General features: G+C 40.8%; 20 protein-coding genes. 11 read left to right on the top strand and 9 right to left on the bottom strand.

Annotation, left to right across the window (positions count from 1 at the left end; genetic code table 11):
• Window positions 1-70: 70 nt before the first annotated feature.
• From M2408_RS05395 to M2408_RS05405, 3 genes are all read right to left on the bottom strand, one after another.
• Window positions 71-487 carry an OsmC family protein gene (locus tag M2408_RS05395; protein ID WP_259179969.1) on the bottom strand — a complete coding sequence of 139 codons (417 nt, stop codon included), beginning with the start codon at window positions 485-487 and terminating at the stop codon, window positions 71-73.
• Window positions 488-709: 222 nt separating this feature from the next.
• On the bottom strand, window positions 710-2,065 hold the full coding sequence (locus M2408_RS05400; protein WP_259179970.1) for an SGNH/GDSL hydrolase family protein: 1,356 nt from the start codon (window positions 2,063-2,065) through the stop codon (window positions 710-712).
• 6 nt (window positions 2,066-2,071) lie between these two features.
• On the bottom strand, window positions 2,072-3,292 hold the full coding sequence (locus M2408_RS05405) for an OmpP1/FadL family transporter (RefSeq protein ID WP_223581732.1): 1,221 nt from the start codon (window positions 3,290-3,292) through the stop codon (window positions 2,072-2,074).
• A 147-nt stretch (window positions 3,293-3,439) separates the two neighbouring features.
• Here M2408_RS05405 and tpx point away from each other — a divergent pair, with 147 nt between their 5' ends.
• Complete coding sequence (tpx, locus tag M2408_RS05410; RefSeq protein ID WP_120260246.1) at window positions 3,440-3,940, top strand: thiol peroxidase; 501 nt, start codon at window positions 3,440-3,442, stop codon at window positions 3,938-3,940.
• 122 nt (window positions 3,941-4,062) lie between these two features.
• Here the strand turns inward: tpx and M2408_RS05415 are convergent, their stop codons facing one another.
• Window positions 4,063-5,235: a PLP-dependent aspartate aminotransferase family protein gene (locus M2408_RS05415; RefSeq protein ID WP_120260245.1), complete on the bottom strand. Its 1,173-nt coding sequence runs from the start codon at window positions 5,233-5,235 to the stop codon at window positions 4,063-4,065.
• Window positions 5,236-5,299: 64 nt separating this feature from the next.
• Between M2408_RS05415 and M2408_RS05420 the strand changes: the two genes are divergently transcribed.
• A complete protein-coding gene (locus M2408_RS05420) occupies window positions 5,300-6,043 on the top strand; it encodes a hypothetical protein (protein ID WP_259179975.1) in 744 nt (247 codons plus the stop codon).
• Window positions 6,044-6,195: 152 nt separating this feature from the next.
• Here the strand turns inward: M2408_RS05420 and M2408_RS05425 are convergent, their stop codons facing one another.
• Entirely contained in the window at window positions 6,196-6,684 is a 489-nt protein-coding gene (locus M2408_RS05425; protein ID WP_120260243.1) for an META domain-containing protein, read from the bottom strand.
• Between the two features lie 417 nt (window positions 6,685-7,101).
• Here M2408_RS05425 and M2408_RS05430 point away from each other — a divergent pair, with 417 nt between their 5' ends.
• From M2408_RS05430 to M2408_RS05455, 6 genes are all read left to right on the top strand, one after another.
• On the top strand, window positions 7,102-8,985 hold the full coding sequence (locus tag M2408_RS05430) for an alpha-L-fucosidase (protein WP_259179979.1): 1,884 nt from the start codon (window positions 7,102-7,104) through the stop codon (window positions 8,983-8,985).
• Window positions 8,975-11,314, top strand: coding sequence for a glycoside hydrolase family 95 protein (locus M2408_RS05435; protein ID WP_259179981.1), 2,340 nt, complete (start codon window positions 8,975-8,977; stop codon window positions 11,312-11,314). The genes M2408_RS05430 and M2408_RS05435 overlap by 11 nt, the downstream gene beginning before the upstream one ends.
• A 79-nt stretch (window positions 11,315-11,393) precedes the next feature.
• Window positions 11,394-12,500, top strand: a complete 1,107-nt coding sequence (locus M2408_RS05440) for a hypothetical protein (protein ID WP_259179983.1) — start codon at window positions 11,394-11,396, stop codon at window positions 12,498-12,500.
• Between the two features lie 65 nt (window positions 12,501-12,565).
• Window positions 12,566-13,426: an AraC family transcriptional regulator gene (locus M2408_RS05445; protein ID WP_259179985.1), complete on the top strand. Its 861-nt coding sequence runs from the start codon at window positions 12,566-12,568 to the stop codon at window positions 13,424-13,426.
• Window positions 13,427-13,583: 157 nt separating this feature from the next.
• Complete coding sequence (locus tag M2408_RS05450) at window positions 13,584-15,302, top strand: M64 family metallopeptidase (protein WP_259179986.1); 1,719 nt, start codon at window positions 13,584-13,586, stop codon at window positions 15,300-15,302.
• A 76-nt stretch (window positions 15,303-15,378) separates the two neighbouring features.
• Entirely contained in the window at window positions 15,379-16,821 is a 1,443-nt protein-coding gene (locus M2408_RS05455; protein WP_259179987.1) for a hypothetical protein, read from the top strand.
• A gap of 138 nt (window positions 16,822-16,959) precedes the next feature.
• Here the strand turns inward: M2408_RS05455 and M2408_RS05460 are convergent, their stop codons facing one another.
• The 4 genes from M2408_RS05460 to M2408_RS05475 all read right to left on the bottom strand — a co-directional run bounded on the left by M2408_RS05460 (window position 16,960) and on the right by M2408_RS05475 (window position 21,462).
• Window positions 16,960-18,429 carry a glycine--tRNA ligase gene (locus M2408_RS05460; protein ID WP_259179988.1) on the bottom strand — a complete coding sequence of 490 codons (1,470 nt, stop codon included), beginning with the start codon at window positions 18,427-18,429 and terminating at the stop codon, window positions 16,960-16,962.
• Window positions 18,430-18,519: 90 nt separating this feature from the next.
• On the bottom strand, window positions 18,520-18,987 hold the full coding sequence (gene bcp, locus M2408_RS05465) for a thioredoxin-dependent thiol peroxidase (protein WP_259179990.1): 468 nt from the start codon (window positions 18,985-18,987) through the stop codon (window positions 18,520-18,522).
• Between the two features lie 129 nt (window positions 18,988-19,116).
• A complete protein-coding gene (locus M2408_RS05470; protein ID WP_259179991.1) occupies window positions 19,117-20,841 on the bottom strand; it encodes a M23 family metallopeptidase in 1,725 nt (574 codons plus the stop codon).
• Window positions 20,842-20,850: 9 nt separating this feature from the next.
• Window positions 20,851-21,462 (bottom strand): fumarylacetoacetate hydrolase family protein, encoded by a 612-nt coding sequence (locus M2408_RS05475; protein WP_259179993.1) that lies wholly within the window; start codon window positions 21,460-21,462, stop codon window positions 20,851-20,853.
• A 358-nt stretch (window positions 21,463-21,820) separates the two neighbouring features.
• On the opposite strand from M2408_RS05475, the gene M2408_RS05480 reads away from it, so the two are divergent.
• The 3 genes from M2408_RS05480 (at window position 21,821) to M2408_RS05490 (ending at window position 23,728) form a co-directional block, all read left to right on the top strand.
• On the top strand, window positions 21,821-22,456 hold the full coding sequence (locus M2408_RS05480; RefSeq protein WP_259179994.1) for a hypothetical protein: 636 nt from the start codon (window positions 21,821-21,823) through the stop codon (window positions 22,454-22,456).
• Window positions 22,457-22,492: 36 nt separating this feature from the next.
• Window positions 22,493-23,152: an HAD family phosphatase gene (locus tag M2408_RS05485; RefSeq protein WP_259179995.1), complete on the top strand. Its 660-nt coding sequence runs from the start codon at window positions 22,493-22,495 to the stop codon at window positions 23,150-23,152.
• 87 nt (window positions 23,153-23,239) lie between these two features.
• A complete protein-coding gene (locus M2408_RS05490; protein ID WP_259179998.1) occupies window positions 23,240-23,728 on the top strand; it encodes a gluconate 2-dehydrogenase subunit 3 family protein in 489 nt (162 codons plus the stop codon).
• The last annotated feature ends 2 nt before the right edge of the window (window positions 23,729-23,730 follow it).

Consider the following 23,730-nt stretch of genomic DNA (forward strand, 5'->3'; position numbering starts at 1 on the left):
CTTTTATTCTTTAAACAGCTATCTATCCTTCATATTCGTTTGAAATACGAAGGATAGACATACTGAAATCTTAGTTTATTTTTAGCGAATAAGTGATATTGATACCACCAGCTGCAAGCATGTCATGTACTGAACAATATTTTTTCACAGCTAACTCGGCCGCTTTCGACGCCTTCACTTCATCAATTTCCCCTTTGAGGAAAAAATTGATATGAATATCCGTAAATACCTGGGGCACTTCTTCGCGACGCTTTCCTTCTACTTCCACTTGGACATCATCAATTTGCTGACGTTGTTTTACCAAGATACTATGTAGGTCAAAAACGCTGCACGAGCCCAATGCCATCAATACCAACTCCATGGGGCGAACACCTTTTCCTTCACCGCCGATCGCTTCAGAACCATCGATATTCACTTTGACGGAAGATAATTCACTGCTGGCTTCGAAATGCACAACTTGGTTGACACGGTTTAATTTGATTTTCATAAGAATAATTGTTTACGCGTATTCTATTTGTCTGTTAAAGCATTCATGCGGCCATCAGTGATGATTTCCACTGTACCCCCTTATCTTATATAGATTTGTCTGGTGCAGCTTCTGAAACGGATGAATGTTAAACAAAAATAAGCATTGTTTAACAAAAAAAGGTCATCTGAATGTTCAATTCAAATGACCTTTTTTTGTTATCCTTTTGGCTAATTTATAGCACTAAGGTAAGGCAACTCCACCATACTGGCTGACATTTACTTTCCCTAATTTGGTGCTATATTTTGCATTGATCGCATCAACAAAAACATTGGCCATAATGGCATAGCCCATAGGTGTCAAGTGAACTCCATCCAACGAGAATATATTACCTGTGATATATTTATTACTGATGGCGATACCGTTAATCTGATAGCCCGATTTTACTTTGTTCAAGAAGCTGTAGATATCCGCTACTGCAAGTTTTTTGCTGTCCGCAATCTGTTTGATCGTTGTGTTTAGCGCGACGATACGATCTTGGACCATTTTTGCCTCAGCCTCATCCAATACAAAATTGTCACCAACAGGATTTGCCGGATGTAGACCGTAAGGAGCCGGATTGACAACGCCAGTTACAGGATCTTTGAGATCTCGTCTGCCCAATAAGCCAGCCGAAGAAAATGGCAGAATAAACATGTCTTTATCCGTAGCAGCCCGTGGGATTGTCTTTGTTTTAATGTAGATATCCGTGAGCGGTGCGGCATTGGGATCTTGCGCTTTTAATGCTGCATTCGCTGCAGCCAATAAGGCTTGACGTGTTACTGTCGTAAAATAAGGCACTGCAGTTACATCCGGAATGGTCGCAACGACTCCTTTTTGTTCTTTGCTGGTCAATTTGGTGATAAAGCCGGTATAAAACCTCGCAAAGTCCTGTTCAGAAATCAAGGTGTTTGTGGCATCGGTAGTCACGGCACCATTAGTTGCATAGCCCAATACATCATTATTTCCTAATGAGAAGGAAAAGAAGGTATGGTCTTTGGTCGTTGCATAATCTACATAAGTTGTGGTAACTGGCGCATTGTCTGGTAGCAATCGCTCAAAATAAGGATTCCCTTTTGTTGTACCTATTCCTGGCGCAAATGCCATATCCAAACGCATTCCTGGGACGCCCAGATTATTGATGGGACCAGTGTACTTGATGTAAAGCGGCTTTTTGTCTTCCGTTTGACCACGAATAGCCAGGTGGTCAGTAACTGTACCCAATTGCGGTTGACCGTTCACCAGTGCTTTTAAATATAAGAACCCGCTACCATTATAGTTTTCCGCAGGAAAATAAGGTTGCAAAAACTCTCCTCCACCTACTTTTTTCATTTCTTGAGCAAGCATATTCGGGAAAGATTGTTCCTGACCCTTGAGACTGAGTCCACTATTGGCGTAGCCAGAAGTTAGTGAGTTACCAACAGCTATATATTTGCTGAAATCTACATTTTCGGAGTTTCCACCTTTGGTGTCAAGGTCGATAGACGGTTTACAGGACGCAGCCAATGCTATCGCCGCAAAACCAATATAAAGCTTAATATTTTTTTGAAATCTTTTCATAATCTATTACCATTTATAGGTGAATGAAATTGAAGGAGCATGAATGTTAGTTTTGTAAGCACCCTCAATTTGTGTAGCTGGGCTTACGACAGTACGCTCTTTCAATTTTTGTAAAACATAAGCTGCGTGTAGGCTGAATTTGTCGTTAATTGCATATGACAATCCCAGCGCACCCATGATACGGTCGTTGTCTGGAGTCTCCGCATAAACATGGTCTTTGTCAACCGGTGTTTTTACATAACCTACTCCGGCACGTACGGCCAAATGCTCGCATGCTTTATAATTCACCCCAATTTTCCCTGAAAATGCATTCTTGTAATTTTTTATCTGCTCAGTATCTTGTAGCAGTGGTGTATTGTCTGCATAATCAAATACTAACTTTTTATAGATATTATATTGGATAAAAGTTCCATCGGCAACAACATCCACTTTGTCACTAACCGGGACCGAAATGCCTAGGTTGAGTGATGCCGGTAAAGGAAGCTCTGCACTGAATTTGGTGTCAGGAAACGAGGCTGCAACAGCATCCGGTACCGTAAAATCAGCATCCCCTTTTTTTAGTTTGGTAACGACTTTCGATCGGTAAGATAGGGAGATCGCGACGTTGTTGTCAAAATTGTAATGTGCACCAACGTTGTAACCTATACCAGTACCAGTACCAGTTAATTTAGCACTTGCAGAAGATCCGTCAGGTAAAAACAAAGGTAATGACCGCGCTAGATCAACCATACCGATGTTGTACACAAATCCGGCACCTACACTTAAGTTATCGGTAAGTTTATAGCTAATGGTAGGCTGTATGTAAATCGCGCGCAACTTGAGGTGGTTGAGCTCGTATTTTCCAGGCCAACTGTCTCCCCAATCCACTGCTCCACCGTAAGGTGTGTAAACACCTAGACCAGCTTTCCAACGTGCATTGTCTGGGCCAAATGTAGCAAAGACAGAAAATGGTGGGGTAACTTGCGAACGTGTGTTGTAGACTTGATTGCTTCCTGATTCTTTGAAGGCTGATCGATACATTACCGTAGATATCCCTGCAGATACCGCATTGTGGTCCATTTTTGCTAAACCTCCCGGATTGTAGAATATACTTGTTTCGTCTGTGAATAGTGCAGATCCAGCACCAGCCATACCTAATGCTCGTACGCCCTGCGTGTTCACTTGAGACCCTTGTGCAAAGAGCAGTGATGGTGATGCACAAAGTATTGAGAATAATAATTTCTTCATACTAGTGTTTATTGTTGGTTAACATTCCTCTTTAAAATACAATGCTAACATAATAAATGTTTGGCTAATATTAATAAATGTTGTGTAATATTTTTTTTGCTCGTACCTTTAAGAGCAAGGAAACTAAAAATTAAACGATCATATTTTATGGCTACAATCACTTTTAAGGGCAATCCAGTGAACACAAAAGGCAATTTACCACAAGTTGGTGAGCAAGCGCCTGATTTTAAATTAACTGCAGGCGATCTTTCAGATAAGTCACTCGCAGACTTCAAAGGGAAAAAAATTGTGTTAAATATTTTTCCTAGTGTGGATACTGGAACTTGCGCAGCATCGGTACGTGCATTTAACAAAGAAGCATCCCAATTGGACAATACGGTTGTATTATGTATATCAAAAGATTTGCCATTTGCACAAGGTCGTTTTTGCGCAGCCGAAGGCTTGAGCAATGTGGTGACATTATCAGAATATAAAGATGCGAATTTCTCTGATGCTTATCAATTGGCAATCGCCGATGGACCATTAGCAGGTCTATTGAGCCGTGTTGTGATTACCTTGGATGAGAATGGTAAAGTCTTGTACGAAGAGCAAGTTGCCGAAATCGCTGACGAACCAAACTATGCAGCAGCGATTGCTTCGTTGAACTAGGAAGTCATGCGTAGTAAGAGGATAAAGAAGGCAGAACTATTAGCCGAAAGGCTTATACAACCAGCATCTCATATCTCAATACTAAATACTAAAAAAGCGTGCTTAGCACGCTTTTTTAGTATTTATTTCGTCTTCTCTAGGGCTTGTAAGATATCGTTGATAATATCTTCCTGATCTTCTAATCCAACCGACAATCGAATGCTGCCCGGTTGTATACCTAAGTTCAGTCGTTCGTCTTCAGACAGCTTGGAGTGTGTAGTGGATGCCGGATGCGTAGCAATTGATCTGGAGTCACCTAAGTTGGATGTATATAAAATCATTTCCAATTGGTCAACAAAAGCTTTTGCACGTTCAAAACCACCCTTGACAACCAGTGTAACAATACCACCGCCCGCTTTCATCTGCTTCTTAGCTAGCTCATATTGTGGATGGCTTGGTAGAAAAGGATATTTTACATCTTCAATCTCCGGATGATTTTCTAACGCTTGTGCCAGTGCGAGTGCATTGGAACAATGGCGATCCATACGGATACCTAGGGTGTCCAGACTTTTGGAAATAATCCAGGCATTAAATGGTGACAATGCGGGGCCCGTGTGACGGATAAAGAACATCAATTTGTCTATCAATTCCTGTTTTCCAACCACAATACCGCCCAAAACACGTCCCTGTCCATCCATATATTTGGTCGCCGAATGGATGACTAGGTCAAATCCATACTGAATCGGTTTCTGAAGATATGGAGTCGCAAAACAGTTGTCGATCGAAAGAATGATATTCGGATATTTTTCTTTGAATTTGCCCAACCATTCTAAATCAACTAATTCCAATCCGGGATTGGATGGTGATTCCAAGAATATAATTTTCGTATTTGGCTGTATAGCCTTTTCCCATTCCTCGGGATTAGCCGCGTCTACATACGTTGTGGTAACACCCCAACGCGGAAAAAGTTCTGTAAATAACTGATGGGTAGAACCAAATATCGCACGTGAAGAAACAATATGGTCTCCACTTTCGATAATTGCAGCAAAGGATGCAAATACTGCAGCCATACCCGATGCGAAAGATAAGCCCGATTCCGCACCTTCCATAATACAGACCTTGTTGATGAACTCGGAAGTATTCGGGTTTGCATAGCGAGAATAAATCATTGCATCCTCTTCTCCAGCAAAGACCGCCCGACCTTGTTCAGCGCTGTCGAAGATAAAACTTGATGTGAGGTATAAAGGAGTCGAATGTTCGCGAAGTGCTGAACGATCGACCTGTTCACGTATGATTTTAGATTGATCTTTTTTCATGATGTGTAAAGTTACGAGATGAAATTTTAATATGGTATATTTAGCTGTTAAATAACTTGTTTTTATGAAAAAAAACTGGCTATCAGCCTGTACGTTGTCGTTATTAACCTGTTTTTCATGTTCGAAAGATGGAGAAATTAGTTTAGGTCAAGGACTTCAAGAAATTCCTGTTTTTTATTTGGAGTTACCGACAAACGCATCATTTATCCCTACAGTAAATGAAATGAAGCTGAGTTATGATGGGGGGCAGCTGACTCGTATTACTGGTGGATTTACTTTTATACCTATGGTGGGCGGATTCCGCACACTTTTCACGGATGAGGTTTATTGGAATGTTGCTGTAAATGACAATCGGGTAACATTGGAAAAAAAGAGCATTGATAAATCGGTCACATTTTCAGATAAACATGAACTACGTTATCAGGGAAATAAAATCGTCGAACGAAAAATTTTCGAAAAGGCTAATACGCCCATAATCTATACGTATGAATATAATGGTGACTTGCTGAAGGAAGAGCAAATTTATAAGGACAGTCAGTTTTTATCCAGAAGAACATTTTATTATAACACTGCAGGAAATTTGGATAGTCTGGTCGTAAGTTATAACACTTACACCCATAAGTCTGTTGAGATATTTACTAACTATGATAAAAAACCTAATAAAATAAAAGGAGTTATGGTATTGGAGGAGTTGTTGCCAAGAGCATTGTCCCAAAATAATTATCTAACAAAAACAATCATAACCGTATCCGAATCTGGCGAGCGATTGCTAAAGGAAGAGCGAACATGGGGAGCGCAACTTTTTTAAATAAAGAGGCGTTTTCTTAAAAAAAATTATAGAACAATTCATAGCGGAGCAATCAAGAATTTAATATGCTAAAAGAGCTTGCAAAGGCTAAAAGTAAAATCAAAAAAATAGGCCCTCAATACGAGGGCCTATTCATTCTATTGAGTATTTCCTTATTTTTTTACAAATTGCATCACGACAATATCGCCAGAAATAAATGTTAACTCATTATCTCTAACGTCAAAGTTAGTCGTAGATTTTAAGCCATTCATAAATTCATTGTAAGCCGCATTTTCACAGTGCATCATGGTAGATACCAATTTATCACCGATTTTAATGGAATTGCCTTTTTCACTTTCGTAGGTACCACCGATACCATTACAACCGTTGTTACCTTCTACTTTGTGGTCTTTGCTTGTGAAAGTTAATGTTGGGATTTTGTCCTTATACAATTCCTTCAGTGCTTTTCCTGCTGTCTCTGGTGTGGTAATAGACTTAAGCTCCCATGTTCCTTCCAAAGATGCGTTATCCACTACACTTGGTTTTTGGACTGTAGTTGCGGTATCGCCAGCTCCTGTTGCTTCAGATTTTTTCCCTGTTGTGTTGCATGCGACAGTTGAAAATGCCAATGCAACTGCTAAAATCATTAAATTTACTTTCATAATAATTTCTAATAATATATAAACATTCCTTTTTCTGCACTACAACTTATAATTATCATGCCAATCTTGTCCTAATAGCATCCAATCACCTATTATAGTACAGCTAACTTCTTTATCCTCTATTAATAACAAATCTGTGTTTTTTGTTTGCATTCCAATAGGTAAATAAGTTCATTTTGGTCGAATCATACTAAAAAAAGAACAGCGGCAAAGCCCCAAGAAACTATTTTACTGTTTCAGCGAGATGTTTTAGATCAATCGATTGATATGGTTCAATAAGGCTGATTTTCCGCTGTTAAAATATATTTTGACCTTTTTGCATCTCACTTCTGTACGCAAATGTTACATAGATAAATTTATAAAACTTCTTATATTAGGGCTTTACAACCTAATTTTCTAGTACTTATAATAAAGAATATGTTCACAATCTTGTTATCCTCCATCTTACTTTCCAGCGGTACGGTAGCTAAACCAGATACGTTAAAACCTTATGGAGCTTTGCCAACCGAACGCCAATTAAAATGGCAGGAGATGGAAACCTACTGCTTGATCCATTATACACCAACGACTTTTCAAAATAAAGAATGGGGTTATGGTGATGCGCAGCCTGCTTTGTTTAATCCTTCGGCATTTAATGCAAATCAGATTGCCAAAGCAGCGGCAGATGGAGGTTTCAGAGGCCTGATCAGTGTTGCTAAACATCATGATGGATTTTGTTTATGGCCGACCAAAACAACCTCCTACAGTATTGCCTCCTCTCCATGGAAAAATGGAAAAGGTGATATGGTAAAGGAATTTATGGAAGCAACACATCGTAATGGAATGAAGTTCGGTGTATATCTATCTGCATGGGATCGTCACGATGAACATTATGGTACACCAGCTTATGCCGATGCCTACAGACAGCAACTCACCGAATTGATGAGCAATTATGACCCCTTGTTTACCTCTTGGCACGATGGCGCCAATGGAGGTGATGGTTATTACGGTGGACATGAGGGGAAACGGATCATTGACCGAACAACTTATTATGAATGGCATGAGAAAACATGGCCTATCGTACGTAAACTTCAACCTAATGCGGTGATTTTCTCGGATATTGGGCCAGATATGCGCTGGGTAGGTAATGAACATGGTTTTGCTGCCGAAACCTCTTGGGCGACATTTACACCAATAGGACTAAATGGAAAAGTAGCGGTACCTGGAGCGACCGAATCGCATAACGCCGAATCGGGAGACCGGAATGGGAAATATTGGATTCCCGCAGAATGTGATGTTCCTCAACGTCCGGGATGGTTTTATCATGAGGAACAGAATAGTCGTGTAAAAACACCCAATCAACTGTTTGAAATCTATCTGAAATCGGTTGGTCGAGGTGCCAGTATGAATCTTGGCCTAGCACCGATGCCTTCAGGTACACTCCATGAAAATGATGTGAAATCCCTAAAAGCTTTTGGTAAAAAGATCAAAGAAACTTTCCGTACCAATCTAGCAAAGGGCGCCGCGATAACGGCTTCAAATACACGTAATTCCGACACCAAAACATACGCGACATCGCTGATTACGGATAATGACCGCTATAGCTATTGGGCGACCGATGATACAAAAACTTCGGCTACACTTGAAATTAAACTAAAGTCAGCGGCGACATTCGATCTGATTCAATTGCGCGAAAACATCAAATTGGGACAACGGATTGACAGCGTTGTTGTAGAACAATGGGCTGACAATACCTGGAAACCATTGGCTAAAGCAACCAGTATTGGTGCGAATCGCTTGATAAAGCTTGAACAACAAACGACAACAGCGCGCTTACGGTTACATATTTATGCTCCAGTAGCAATTACTTTAAGTGATTTTGGTCTATTCAAGGAGTATAATGAATCTTTTGCCTTCGATACAAAAGAGCTTAAAAAACAAACTGACTTTAAATTACAGACATCAGGTACGACCGACAAGGCTTATATAACAGATGGTAATCCAAATACCTTTGCAACTGTGGGCGATCAGGGAGTTTTGGTCATTGAAACAAATGGCACAACCTCGGGTATTGGTTTCTTACCACGTCAGGATAAAAAGACAAGCGGTATCCCGACGAAATACAGGATCTCAACCAGCATGGATGGCAAAAAGTGGACAAGTGTCAAAGAAGGTGAATTCTCCAATATCAAAGCAAATCCAATTTTGCAGCAGGTATTTTTTGAAACAAGCAATAATACCAAGTTTATCAAATTTGAACCAACGCAATTTATTGAAGGGAATGAGCTGACAATTGCCGAGCTTGAACTTTATGGGAAATAGAATTTTAATACTTTTCGTGGTCTGCATCTGTCAGACCACGCTTTTGTTTGCCCAACAAAATCCACTCCGTCTTTGGTATAATAAGCCTGCCAAAATCTGGGAAGAAACCCTGCCATTGGGTAATGGGCTAATTGGTATGATGCCTGATGGAAATCCAACGCAGGAAAAAATTGTACTGAATGAGATCAGTATGTGGTCTGGAAGCCCGGAAGATCCCAATAACTATGATGCGCACAAAAATGTCAATGCCATTCAGGCTTTGTTGAAAGCTGGTAAAAATGACGAAGCCGAAAAATTGGTCAATGAAACTTTTGTTACCAAAGGTAAAGGCTCGGGCTTTGGAAATGGCGCTAATGTTCCTTTTGGCTGTTATCAGTTACTCGGAGATCTACTTTTGCACTATCAACTGCCATCTTCTTCCATTGAAGACTATACAAGATCATTGGATCTGGCCGCGGCGACAGCACAGACTTCTTTTCGTGCCGGAAACACAAAAATTCAACGTACCTACTACACCTCCTTTGACAAGAATGTCGGTGTTATTCTATTGAATCAGAACAGCGACGCCAGACAGACTGTCGGTATTTCTTTTGAGCGGAAGGAGAATATAGACCGTTACACCCTGTTGGATGATGGTATTTTGATCGAAGGGTCGCTGCCGGATGGTAAAGGGGGCAAGAACCTGAAATTTGTCGGGTTGTTGAAAGTACAAGGTAAAAATCTTCAGGTCAACAGAAAAGATCAGGTGCTGGAAGTTTCAGCGGCAGGAAACCTGTCGATCTATCTCACGGCGAGCACATCTTATTATGGACAGGATCCACTGGCTACAGCAAAGGCAACTATTGCTGCGGTACAGCAGTCCGATGCAGCTAAAATGTACCGCAATCATGTGAATTCCTATCAACGGATTTTTAACCGGGTGGAGCTTAACCTTTTTGGGAATCGCTCAAATGCAAATGTTCCAACCAATGAACGAATTGCAAATTTTTATAAAGACCCAACACAGGATCCGGATTTGGCAACGATTTATTATCAGTATGGTCGTTATTTGAATATTTCAAGTTCAGCGCCGAAAAATACAAATGCACTTCCGCCAAATTTACAGGGATTATGGGCCAATCAGATCCAAACACCTTGGAATGGTGATTATCATCTAAATATCAATGCGCAGATGAATCACTGGGGGGTAGAGGTAAACAATCTAAGTGAATATCATCAACCTTTTATCGAGCTGATAAAACGGATCGCAAAAACAGGAGAGCAAACTGCAAAAGCCTATTATAACGCACCTGGATGGGTTGTTTATATGATGACCAATATCTGGGGATATTCAGCTCCAGGTGAACAGGCTTCCTGGGGGGCAAGTACAGCCTCCGGTTGGTTATGTAACCACCTGTGGGAGCATTATCTTTTTACAGGAGATCAGGGCTATCTGAAAGAAATCTATCCGATACTTAAAGGTGCTGCAGAATTCTACAACCACACCTTGGTGCAAGATCCAAAAACGGGATGGTGGGTAACTTCACCATCGGTATCACCGGAAAATGCGTTTCGGATGGCTAATGGAAAGGTCGCAGCAGTAGTGATGGGCCCCACAATCGACAATCAGATTGTACGCGAGCTGTATCAAGCTGTTATTCAGGCAGATTCAATTTTGGCTGTCAAGGATAGTTTTGTAGCTAGTTTGAAGGGGAAATTAAAAGAGATTCCTCCAGCAGTAGTGGTTAGTAAATCTGGACGTGTGATGGAATGGCTCGAAGATTATCAGGAGGTTGAACCCAAACACCGTCATGTATCCCATCTTTATGGTCTGTATCCTGCGGCATTTATTTCTCCCCAAACGACTCCGACTTGGGCCGAAGCTGCACGAAAAACACTTGCTGTCAGGGGAGATGAAGGGACAGGCTGGTCAAGAGCCTGGAAAATATTGTTTTGGGCAAGATTGCAGGATGGTGATCATGCCTTAGAAATACTTCGTCAGCTGCTGAAACCAGCTTTTGCCAGTGAAACAACCTATCAGGGTGTAGGCGCCGGCACCTATCCCAACTTATTCTGTGCCCATCCACCGTTTCAGATTGATGGCAACTTTGGCGGCGCTGCAGGTATCGCAGAGATGTTGATTCAAAGCCACAATGGGTATATTCATCTGCTACCGGCGCTGCCTAAGGCCTGGTCTAAGGGGCAGATCAAAGGGCTAAAAGCCCGAGGAAATTACACCGTGGATATGAGCTGGGAAAATGGGAAAATTGTCAAGCTTAACATAAAAGGAAAAAAAGGAAATGTTCGCATATTTGAAAACGGAACCTATAAGGACTATAAGGTCCGTTAGCTATTTTTGCTTTCTATTTATTTTTCTGGGAACAACTGCTTGTTCCCAGAAAACAGACAAAGCTAAAAAAGAAGAGCTTTTGAAAACGTTCGCTTATAAAATTACTGGGCAGACAAGTGCTGCGGAGGGGAGCTCAGTGACCCTCATCGATCCAGAAAACAAAATGCAACAGTTTACAAAAACAAGTGTAACGAACGGGCAATTTGTCTTGGAAGGTGAATTGGCAATGACTGGTTTTTATGCGATTCAGATCAGTGGCGGAGAGCCTTATACCCTGTTTTTGGAAGGTGGAAGTGATTATGAACTGAAAGAAAATAAAGGCGGTTTTACCTTGATTACAACCTCCAGTAATGCAACGGATTTTGTTCAGTTTACGGAACACTATCGCCAGCGTGAAAAAGAAGAAAAATTGAAGGAGGAAAATAAGATCGCCAGAATCGGTGGATTAAATGGGCAGCTCTCAGCGATGGCCTTACGCAACGATGGATCGTACGAGAAAACTATTGACGAAATACAACGGTTGTCGGCTGGCAAACCTTATAATCTCCGCAATTTATATGCAGACTTTATTCTTGATAGTACACATCAATCGTCTTTGGTTCTCCCTTACTTTTTCAAATATGTCTCCGTCGATGCAGATAATTTTAAAAAATTTGATGCTGCCTTGCAACGCTTCGATACAACCCTTCAAAAACATCCTTATTATAAATTTGCACGTGAGAAAGTAGACAGGGTGAAAGATTTTTACGAGAATATGCCTGTCTTTCCACCCATCACACCAATGAATGCCCAACGCGACTCGCTAAAAATTGGTGAATTTTCAAATGCCAAAATGTTGATCGCTGCGTTCTGGAAAGCTGCCAGTAAATACAGTGTTTCTGATGTTACTGAACTACGTAAAAAAGAGGCGCAGTTAAAGGCAATGGGAGTGCGGGTTATTTACTTTTCTTTAGATGCTGATCAAGATGCCTGGATCAAAACCAGCAACTCCCTCGCTTTGGGGCCTCATAGCTATTATTTGAATACAAATGATCGAGCAACAATGGAAAATGACTTTGGTATAGACCGTTCACCAAGTTATTTATGGATCAATCCACAGACGTTCAAAATCTTGTCGCTCACTGGTGAAGATCCGACTTTACCGAAGTTCATTGGTAAGGTTAAGGAGTTTTTGGTTAAAAATTAACGATTATTGTCTTAAAAAATGGTATATTTGAATTAACGGTTTAATATTTGTTATTTCAATAGACGATGAAAGTTGTTCAATTTACAGTTCCGGTGGTTTATCAAGGATCTATTTGCGTGCAAGAGGATATCTTGCCCTCCTTCTATAGCAATTACCATCGGCATAAAGAGATCCAATTGACCTATATCTTAAAAGGGCGGGGGACCTTTATGATCGGCAACTTTACCCATAGTTTTGAAGAGGATGAAATCTATATCGTTGATGCAGATGAACCACATATGTTTAAAACGGGAGAGGATATCAAGGACGGCATTCATGCCATCCATATTTTCTTCGACTATGAGCATTTTAAATCTTTTCTGGATTTCCCTGAATTTGACGATGTCAAATACTTTCTTGAACACATCAATGTTAGTAAGAAGCTGGATGCCGAACATGCTATCGCACTCAAAGATAAATTTGTACAGATCAATACAAGTGCAGGAATAGATCGCTTATTATCCTTTGTAAAACTGATCAATTTTTTGAGTAAAAAGGTCGATCAATGGACCTCTCTATATACTGGAATTCCCCAGAAGAAATTTTCGGATGCTGAGGGCTTGCGTATCAACGAAATATTTCAATATACCTTTCTGCATTTTGGTGATAAAATCTCGCTTGAAGATATTGCAGCAGTAGCCCACATGACTCCCCACGCATTTTGTAAGTATTTTAAAAAACACACCCGCAAGACTTATGTGACCTTCCTGAATGAAATCAGAATTGAACGGGCCTGCAAGATGTTGATTGACGAGTCATCTGAAAGCGTTTCCAATATTGCATTTAAAACAGGGTTCAACAATGTGGTCAATTTTAATAGGGTATTTAAGAAGATCACAAAGCATTCCCCAAGTGAATATGTGCAGGAACATCGGATGCGGGATTAAGCCATCGCTGGTATCGGAGAACATTGTTCGAAAGACTTGCCTAGTATGGCCTTACAGATTCCGATCAGTGGACAATATCGGAGAAGCACTCGGCAATAAAATGTAACGATTAGGGATACGAAAACCTTAAATTTGGAGTCTAACGATTGTTACTCCGATGAATAAAAATTTAATTTTTGTCCTGTTTGCGTTATTGGGCTATCTGATCCCTGTAACAGCGCAATCTCAAAATTTTAAGATTGACACCTTGCAATACCAAGGGACAGCTAAAAATATAGTGAACCTGGTCATTTTGGGCGACGGTTATACAAAAGATCAACTAGACGATTACGCAGAAGATTCCAAGCAGTTCACAAATTATTTTTTTTCAATAGAACCTTTTAAACAATACAGCAGTTTCTTTAATGTATTTGCGATTCGGACGATATCTGAAGAATCCGGTGCTACGCATGATTGCAAAGCAAGCGATTGTGTACACGGTGACACCGATCTTAGCAAATATCCAAGACGCTACAATAAATTCACCAGAGATCATGCAGTGCCAGTCACGCATCCAAATACTATTTTTGGAAGCAGTTTTGACAATGGTGGACTGCACCGCCTTGTGGTGCCTCAAAAAAATGAGCGTATTGAAGAAGTGTTAAAAACACATACCCCCAACTATACACAAGTTGTTGTATTGGTCAATTCACCATTTTATGGTGGATCAGGTGGAAAGTGGGCCACCTCGACGGTCAACTTTAAAAGCAATGACATCGCTGTCCATGAGATCGGGCATTCGTTTGCTCAGCTAGCGGATGAGTATTGGGCGGGCAATCAATATGCCATTGAATCTGTCAACCGCTCACAAACGGCTGATGCAAATGCTGTTCCTTGGAAATATTGGATTGGAAAAGATGGCGTAGGGATCTATTCTTATGGCGGGAAGGGGTCTCCGTCCAATTGGTTCAGGCCACATGAGTATTGTAAAATGCAATATCTTGTTGCCCCTTTTTGCCCCGTCTGCCAAGAGCAATTTGTGGCTTCAATCAAACAAAAATCCAACCCTTTTATTGCCGTAAAACCGCTATTGAATAATATATTGACCCTAGATAGCATTCAGAAATTTACATTACAGCTAGCAAAACCATCCCCAAATACATTTAAGCTGGTATGGCTCTTAAATAATGAAGCTATCGCCCATGATATCGATTCGATCTATTTGGATCCGGGAATGTTGAGCGTTGGTGCGAACGAATTGAAAGTGATTATTCAAGATACAACAGATCTGCTCCGTAATCCGAAATATGTAAACCATAGGGATTCCATTGTATGGAAATTTAATCAGCTTAAATCTTATGAACTTGCGAAACCCATGAATACCTGGGGAGATACACTCGAAACCTGTTTTGGTGGAGATCAGGTGCTTACGGTTAAAAAACCTATCGCTGGACTTGTTTACCGTTGGTTTGAAAGCCAAACTGCTGTGCCTGTCGGAACTGGAAACAATGTGGTGATCCAAAAGGTCTCCGCGTCCAAAAAATATCATGTTGTCGCATATTGGAAAGACAAGCATTCCGTGCAATCGGAAGTCTTATTGAAAACACTGCCAAAAGTGGAGAAACCCAAAGATATCCGTGTCAAGATTAACAAAAAGAAGAATAAGGTACAGTTGATCATACAAGATAAAGTGGATGCACGTTACAATTACATCTGGTCAGATGTAGATGGTAAACCAATTTATGAATGGGACGAATTCAATGGAGAATATGTACGTCCAACGGGTGCAAATAATATGCTCTTACTAGAACGAACTGCTACTGGCCGAAAAGTTTACGTCCAAAAGGTAGACAAAGAAACAACCTGTAAGAGTGATCGGGCGGAAGTAATTTTTTAGTTACACTGTTGATCCCTAGTGATTTATAAGTTAATTTTAATCTGCCGGTTAGTTAACTTATAAATCATTCATAATTATGAAAACGAAAACCCAGTCTACTTGGGGAATTTTTTCGTGCCTATTCATCGTGATTTTAGCCGTAGCGCCATCCTGTAAGAAAAATGCAAAACTTCCTGATGAAAGCAATGAGAAAACACATGCTGTAACCTTCAAGATCAAGGATTTTGAAACGATTGTCACACCCTTGAAAGCTCAATCGTCCAGGTTTAAAAGTGCTTCGACTACCGGAAGCAGCACAGAAAATCAACTCCTCTACCATTGGAATTTTGATAATGGAAATGCTGACCCAACCATGGCGCTTGAGGATGCGGCTGTCATTGACTATAACAATGGTAAAACCGATTACAGCTATGTGGGTGGTTGGCCGACTACCGGAAAGGGCATTAGCTTTAAAGGGGCCAAAGAGGTCCTGATCAAAATACCTGGATCGGGTATTGCTACGTTAGCAAGTCTGTCTTTTGATGCCAATAGCTCCGGAACTGGACCCCGTGCTTTATTGTTGAGTTATTCAACAGATAAAGGTGCAACATTCAAAAGTTTGTCGGATACCCTACATTATCCGCCAAATCTCACTACCACCGCTAAGTTTGTCGTGGAACAGTCGCTTCGGTCGATTAACCGGATCGCAGCTCAAGGATGTTGGTTAAAAATCACCTTATTTTCGGGCAATAGGGAAGGCGGAAGTAATTACAACGAGAGTACCGGGACTTTTAAAATGGACAATGTCAAGATTATGGGGACGACAGATCAATCCGTTTTGCCCGATAAGTTGTATTACCATATTTTCGATGCCAATAGCAAGCTGCTGGTGAAGGCGGGCACACTCAACTCAAAAGAAAAGTTTAATATCGCTCTACCGATGGGAACCTATTACCTGAGCCTACTATCCAAAAATTCAGGCTTGCCCTTATTCCTTCCGGCATCGGTGACGGATCTTAGGAGTCTTTCGGTATCTAATGCTTTCAGTGAGCAGTCTGCAGCGATATTTGCGGTACGCGATACTTTTGATGTGAAAGAATCCATGGAAAGAGTATTGACAATGAACCGTATCTATAGCGAAGTTAAATTTGAATGCACAGATGCCGAGGGACTTGATCTTGTCGACAGCATTCAGATCAAACAGCTGCATAAAGTCTTCCAATATTATCCTTTTGCAATCGGGGCAGATGAACAAGCTGATAAGACTACCTTACGTATTATTCCCAATTTTAGCAGCAACTCTAAAAGTTTTTTATTTAATCAGTTTATGGGTGATCTCCCAGAAAATAAGATGGTCAGCTATGAGCTACGCATTTTCCGAAAGGGAGAACTTATGCGCACATTTGAACTGGGCAGTGAAATTCGAAATAATGTACAGCTCCTATTTAAGGGAAAGCTGCTCGATGGAGCAAATGGAAGTCAAGGCTTTCAGGTGATGAAAAATGAAAAATGGCGCGATAATGTGGTCATAGAATACTGATTAAAAAAAGTCAATCCGACGCGCCAATTTGAATAAAATAAAATAGGGTTATCCAGTTCGGACAACCCTATTTTATTCTTATCCCCTTAGCGTCTTTTTGATAGGTTATTCTCAACAGGGATGTTTTTACTTTTATATTTATAGCAATTTTTTTAGCAAAGTATTCCAACCTGCTAAATTATTTAAGATTCTTTCAAGATCAGCGATCGCTACGCGCTCTTGCTCCATGGTATCACGGTGACGGATTGTTACTGTATTATCTTCCAAAGAATCGTAGTCAACAGTAATACAGATTGGCGTGCCGATTGCATCCTGGCGACGGTAACGTTTTCCGATCGCATCTTTTTCATCATATTGGACATTGTAATCCAATTTTAATGTATTGAGGATCTCACGTGCTTTTTCTGGTAAACCGTCTTTCTTAGTCAAAGGCAAAATAGCAGCTTTCACTGGTGCCAATGCTGCAGGGAATTTCAATACAACGCGAGAATCTTGTTTCTCTGCTGTAGAAAGATCTTCTGTTACCAATGAATTACATAAAACAGTTAAAAACAAACGATCCAATCCGATGGAAGTCTCGATGACATAAGGAATGTAATTTTGATTGATCTCCGGATCAAAATATTGCATTTTCTTTTTCGAAAATTCCTGATGCTGTTTCAGGTCAAAATCCGTACGGGAGTGGATACCTTCCACTTCTTTAAATCCGAATGGGAAGTTAAACTCGATATCCACAGCTGCATTGGCATAATGCGCCAATTTATCGTGGTCGTGGTAACGGTAGTTAGCCGGATCAAATCCTAGCGCTAAATGCCATTTTAAACGTGTTTCTTTCCATTTGTTGTACCACTCCAGTTCAGTGCCCGGACGGCAGAAGAATTGCATTTCCATTTGTTCAAACTCACGCATACGCATGATAAACTGGCGTGCAATGACTTCGTTACGGAAAGCTTTTCCGATCTGAGCGATACCAAAAGGAATTTTCATACGACCTGTCTTCTGAACGTTCAGGAAGTTGACAAAAATACCTTGAGCAGTTTCTGGACGAAGATAGACCTGATCTGCTCCATCTGCCATAGCGCCCATCTGTGTGGCAAACATCAAATTGAATTGACGTACTTCAGTCCAGTTTTTGGTGCCCGAAACCGGACAAACGATATTATGCTCTTCAATGATTGATTTTAAACCAGCCAGATCGTCCGCGTTCAATGCAGTGTTTAACGCTTCTAAAAGCCCAGCTGCTTCTGTAGCCTTTCCGTCTGCTTCATAACGTGCAATTTTGTCTTCGATCAATTGGTCGGCACGGTAGCGCTTTTTGGAATCTTTATTATCGATCATTGGATCATTGAACCCATCCACGTGACCAGATGCTTTCCATGTGGTTGGATGCATGAAAATTGCGGCGTCAATACCGACAATATTTTCGTGCAATTGCACCATGGATTTCCACCAATAAGTCTTTAGGTTGTTTTTAAGTTCAGAACCTAATTGACCGTAATCGTAAACGGCACTTAATCCGTCATATATTTCGCTCGATTGGAATACAAAACCGTATTCCTTCGCGTGTGATACTACACTTTTGAAAAAATCGTCTGTCTGTTTGCTCATAAGTGGCAAATATAGATATTAGTATTTAGATTTTAGTATTGCGTATTGAGTATTTAGATTTTCTCCATATTCTTTATTCAAGCCTGAGACTTATTTAGTTATACCTAAATCACGAATCTGCTGTGAAGCATTCTTGTTGTCCACTTTTTTGATGATGTGCTGAATGATGCCCCGCTCATCGATCACAAAGGTAGTGCGTGCTGTACCCATATATTTTTTTCCGTACATGTTTTTCTCCACCCATACACCATAGGCCTCTACAAGGCTTTTGTCTTCATCCACAAGAAGCTGAAATGGTAGCTCGTGTTTGCTGATAAACTTTTGATGGGAAGCCTCGCTATCCACGCTAACACCAATAATTTCAAAGCCCTCTTTTTTCAGGGATTGATAGTTGTCCCTAAAATTGCAGGCCTCGGTCGTGCAGCCAGGGGTATTGTCTTTCGGATAAAAGTAGAGAATCACTTTTTTCCCTTCGAAATCCGAAAGATGGACGGTTTCACCATTTTGATTTTTTGCACTGAAATCCGGTGCCTGTTGTCCTATTTCTAGTGTTGCCATATGTATTTCTATTTAGACTATTAAGATACGATATTATCCGATGAAAATCCAGCATGCACATTAGGCTTGTTTCCAAAAATGATCCAAGAATAAAAGCCCATGAAGGATGTACCACGCACAGCAGATAAACTATCTGCTGAAAGAGGCTTCGTATGTTTTTAAATTTCCTTTATTGTCTTTGAGCTCCAATTTGAAACTGTGGGTGCCCTCGCTCAGATTGGATTCAAAGTCGTGCCACAGGTGTCTTGTTTTGGGATCATATTTCATCAAGGCCCATTTGCCATCTATATAGGCGTCGAAGGTATCTATTCCTGAAAGATTATCACTGATGGTAAAATCTATGGAGCGTTGATTGGATACATTCTTGCCATCGGTCAGGTTACGTGCGCTGATGGTTGGGGCAATGGTATCAACAGCCACATAAAAGCCGCCAAATTCGCGCACATTGGCGACAACCCAACCATTCTCGTATTTCCCACCTTGTGCCCCACCATCTGTAGAGACGATCAGCGCCTTGCTATACAAGCTCTCTGGTAAGCTATAGTCTGGTTTGATCATCAGTTTGTAATAGCCGAATACAGGTGTATAGGAGTTGTGGATGTAATGCGCCGTTGAGTAGCCTTTTGCTGGTTTGGCGCCTTGGGAATAATTGAAATAAAGATCGTTATAGAGGATGTTTTTGCCCATATAAACGCGAGCGTTTTCAGCCTCATATTTGTTTTCATCGGCATAATGGAACATTTTGAGCCCTTCAGCTGACTTACGGCTGATCGCTAAAGAAGGATTGTTCTGTACCTTAAAATTAAGTTCGCTTTTATTGCCCTGCACATCCTTGACGATATATTTTACATCATGTACCTCATTGTCCTTTAATTCGATCATACCCAGGTTGTCCAGTTGTTTGTAGATATTGATCGGATTATTAGGGTCCTTAAAACTCTTCTGTACCCGGACGCCAGATTTCTTTAGATAAGGATAGTCTATATACGATTGAATCGCACGGGTTTGGTCAAAGGGGATGGATTCAAAGAGTACCGTGCTTATATTTTTGTTGTCAAGAAATAGTTCGATCGAATAAACACCATAGGTAAATGAAATACCACCACGTCTGTCTACGGTATTGATACCAAGACCAAAGTTGCCATTAACTGGGATAGGGGCACCTGATGCCAAACTATAATTTCCATCACCGATGGACCTGATCGTCTGGTGCCTGCGTGGGGTGTTCTCGTCAAAGATTTCACCGCCAAGGTCATAAACTGTTACACCTCTGATCAATGGTTTTACACCATCCGGAAATAACAGCCCAAACAATTGGGGATTTAATGGCAGTTGTGCTTTGGTGTCGCGGATCTCAAAATGTAGGTGTGGTCCCGCTGATCCACCTGTATTTCCCGAATTGGCAATAAACTCACCTTTTTTGACGGGTGCTTGATTTGGTTTGAGAAAGACATCAACATCAAAGCGTTTTTGTTTGTATTGTTCGTCTTTTATAATTTTTGCCAGATCAGCATTGAAGCTCTCCAAGTGCATGTACACAGAGGTATATCCATTCGGATGGTCGATATACACGTAATTTCCGCCGCCACCGATCTGTACACGTACACGGGACACAAAACCTTCCGCCGCTGCGTGCACTGGAATATTGATGCGCTGCTGAGTGCGATAATCGTCGCCACCATGGAAATGCGTTGCTCGCAACTCACCAAATGAGCCCGATGCCTGGGGAGCGATATCCATCGGTCGTACGAAATAATTCTGCGGATAATTGCGACTTTTGATAATATCCTGTGCTTGGACGAGGCTAAGGGCCAAGGTCAATACACCTAGTAAAATTGCTGTTTTTTTTATCATTTCCCCTCCCTATTTAATTTTACAGCTAAACATTTTTTGTTCCCCAATAAATCCTTCCAATAGGTCACCGATTGCGACGGATCCAACACCAACCGGGGTGCCAGTATAGATCAGGTCGCCTTTGCGTAAGCTGATAAATTTGGATGTATAGACAATCAGATCTTCAAAAGAAAAAATCATATCCTTGGTATTGCCCTGTTGGACAGTTTGTCCATTTTGTTGCAGGGAGAAATCGATAGCATCGACAGCGCTGATTTCTTCTTTCGGGATTAAATTGCTGATCACAGCGGAATGGTCAAAGGCCTTTGCTAGTTCCCAGGGAAGGCTTTTGGCTTTAAGTTCCTGTTGCAGATCTCTTGCAGTGAAGTCTATTCCCAGACCGATCGCATCATAATAGGTTGAGGCGAACTTAGGTGTTACATGTTTACCTTCCTTGCAAATCCGGAGAACAACTTCGGTCTCGAACTGAATGTTTTTGGAAAATTCTGGGTAATAAAAATCTTTATTGTCCTTTAATACCGCGGTGTCGGGTTTTAAAAATATGATGGGATTTTCGGGTACTGGATTATTGAGCTCTTTCGCGTGGTCGATGTAATTGCGACCTATAGCAATTATTTTCATGGATATAAAATATATAATGACTGTATCGAATCTCAAGGGCTGAATGGGGGTGTAGAACGTTTAACAGACCATTCAATTCGCCCGTTGAATCACAAACTTAGCAAATGTACCATGTTTATCCAAAAGTAAGGCAATGACGCCTGTTTTCTTAACCATTGGTTAATACCAGCTTTAAAAATAAGAAGGGAATAACAGGGGGTTAACAGGGGTATAATAGGGGATAAACAGGGGTAAATCCCTATTAACCCTAAGTAAACACCCTGTAAAAATGTAGTTACAACAGTTTTAGCTAAAACCTTATTTCGACGAAGGTGTTTCTTTGGTAGAGCGAATTGTTGAATACGATAAATGTAATTATATGGCAATCTTACATCATGGGCCTAATGGTCCAATCACAGGTAAATTTGGATCGGTCAATGCGTATATACTAAATGGACAGAATGTTGCGCGGGGACAGCGTAAGAAACGTACTTCGCTACCGACGGAAAAAGAATTGGTGAACCGCAGGAAGCAGAAGGTAGCGGGCGAATTTGCTAAATTTAATTATCCTATATTGGATTTTGGCTATCAATATAAATCAAAAAAAGGCGATCGGATCGGTGCTTTCCAACTCGCACAACGGCATATTTTTCCCGAAACACTGGAACTCGATGCGGAGAATAAACCTTTTGTTAATCCAGAGAAGCTTTTAGTGTTTGCTGGTAACCTGCTGCCATTGGCCGACTGCCAGATTGAGAAAGAGGGCGATATTCTTCATCTGAAATGGACAGCTGTCCCGATTTATAACGGTCATCTATTTAAGGTAAATCTGGCGCTGATCAATCTCGATGGAACCGGTGATATGAAAACTGCCATAGCCGAAGTAAATCAAGGGTCTATTTCAATTAGGATTCCCGGTCTGAACTCGAAAAAATTCGATTATCACGTGTATGTTTGTGTATGGGATACCTTCTTAGGTGAGTTTTCAAATTCTACCTATTGTGGCCTTGTATAATAGGATTTTTCAGGGGACTTGTGTATCTTTAACACTATGAATAAACTACAAGCCGTATTGTTTGATTTGGATGGTACCTTAATTGATTCGGAATATTTCTATTTTAAAAATTGGGCTCCTATCTTAAAGCAAGAATTTGATCTGGAAATAAATTATGAAGATTGGATTCGGGATTTTGCCGGGCATACTTTAGCACATAATGTAAAACGTTTGGTTGAAGACTATGGGTACGATACGACCGAAGAGCACATGTGGAAAAGGACGCGTGCCGCTTACGCTGATTCTAATATGAGCGATATCGAATTGATGCCTTTTGCCCAAGATATTTTGGTCTACCTCAAACAAAATAACATCCGCATTGGACTGGTGACCTCAAGTTACCGTAGTACAGTGGATACTGTTTTGGGAAAGCATGGACTGCTGGATTACTTTGAATTTTTTGTGACAAGGGAATGTGTGGAGTTTCCGAAGCCTAACCCGGAGCCTTATCGTTTGGCTCTGTCAAAATTAGGCTTGTCAGGAGCATCCTGTGTCGCAATAGAAGATACGATAACAGGAAGTAAATCTGCATTGGACGCTGGCTTGCAGTTGATTGCTGTCACAAAACAGGAGGTGGAGCGTGCTAGACTAACAGCTGTTGATAACATTGTGGAAAACTTGCAACAGGCAAAACAGCTGTTATCCGACTGGATTTAGGGGTTGTCGTATAATTTAATCGTTTTAGCATTTGTAATTTTATTCGGATATATGTAATATTACCGAATTGTAAAGGGAACTCTGATTATGAACCGTAGAACCGCAATAAAGCAATTTTTCATTATCGCAGGCGGACTGACTATTTTGTCATCCTGTTTGAATGATGGTAGTGCATCTATTGTATTAAATAAGCTGAAATTATCAGCAGAAGATGAGCAGTTTTTGGCTGAGCTGGTAGATGTCCTTATCCCGAAAACGGACACTCCGGGTGGGAAGGATCTGAACCTGCACCTGTTTGTGATCAAGATGGTGGATGATTGTGAGTCGCCAGAAAACCAGGAAAAATTCATCGCTGGTTTTAACAAACTAAGAAAACAGCTGAATCTGGCCAATGGCAAAGAAACAGAAAATACGTTAGCCAATCTGGCCGATAAAACGGATGAAAAGACATTTTTTGAGATCTTTAAATCACGTGCGATCCAAGGCTATATGAATTCAGAATATGTGATGAAGAATAAGGTGATCTATAAGCTTATTCCGGGACCGTACAATGGTGCGGTGAAAATTAATGGATAAAT

The organism is Sphingobacterium sp. BIGb0165 (genome assembly GCF_024810095.1).
GTDB classification, from domain to species: domain Bacteria; phylum Bacteroidota; class Bacteroidia; order Sphingobacteriales; family Sphingobacteriaceae; genus Sphingobacterium; species Sphingobacterium detergens.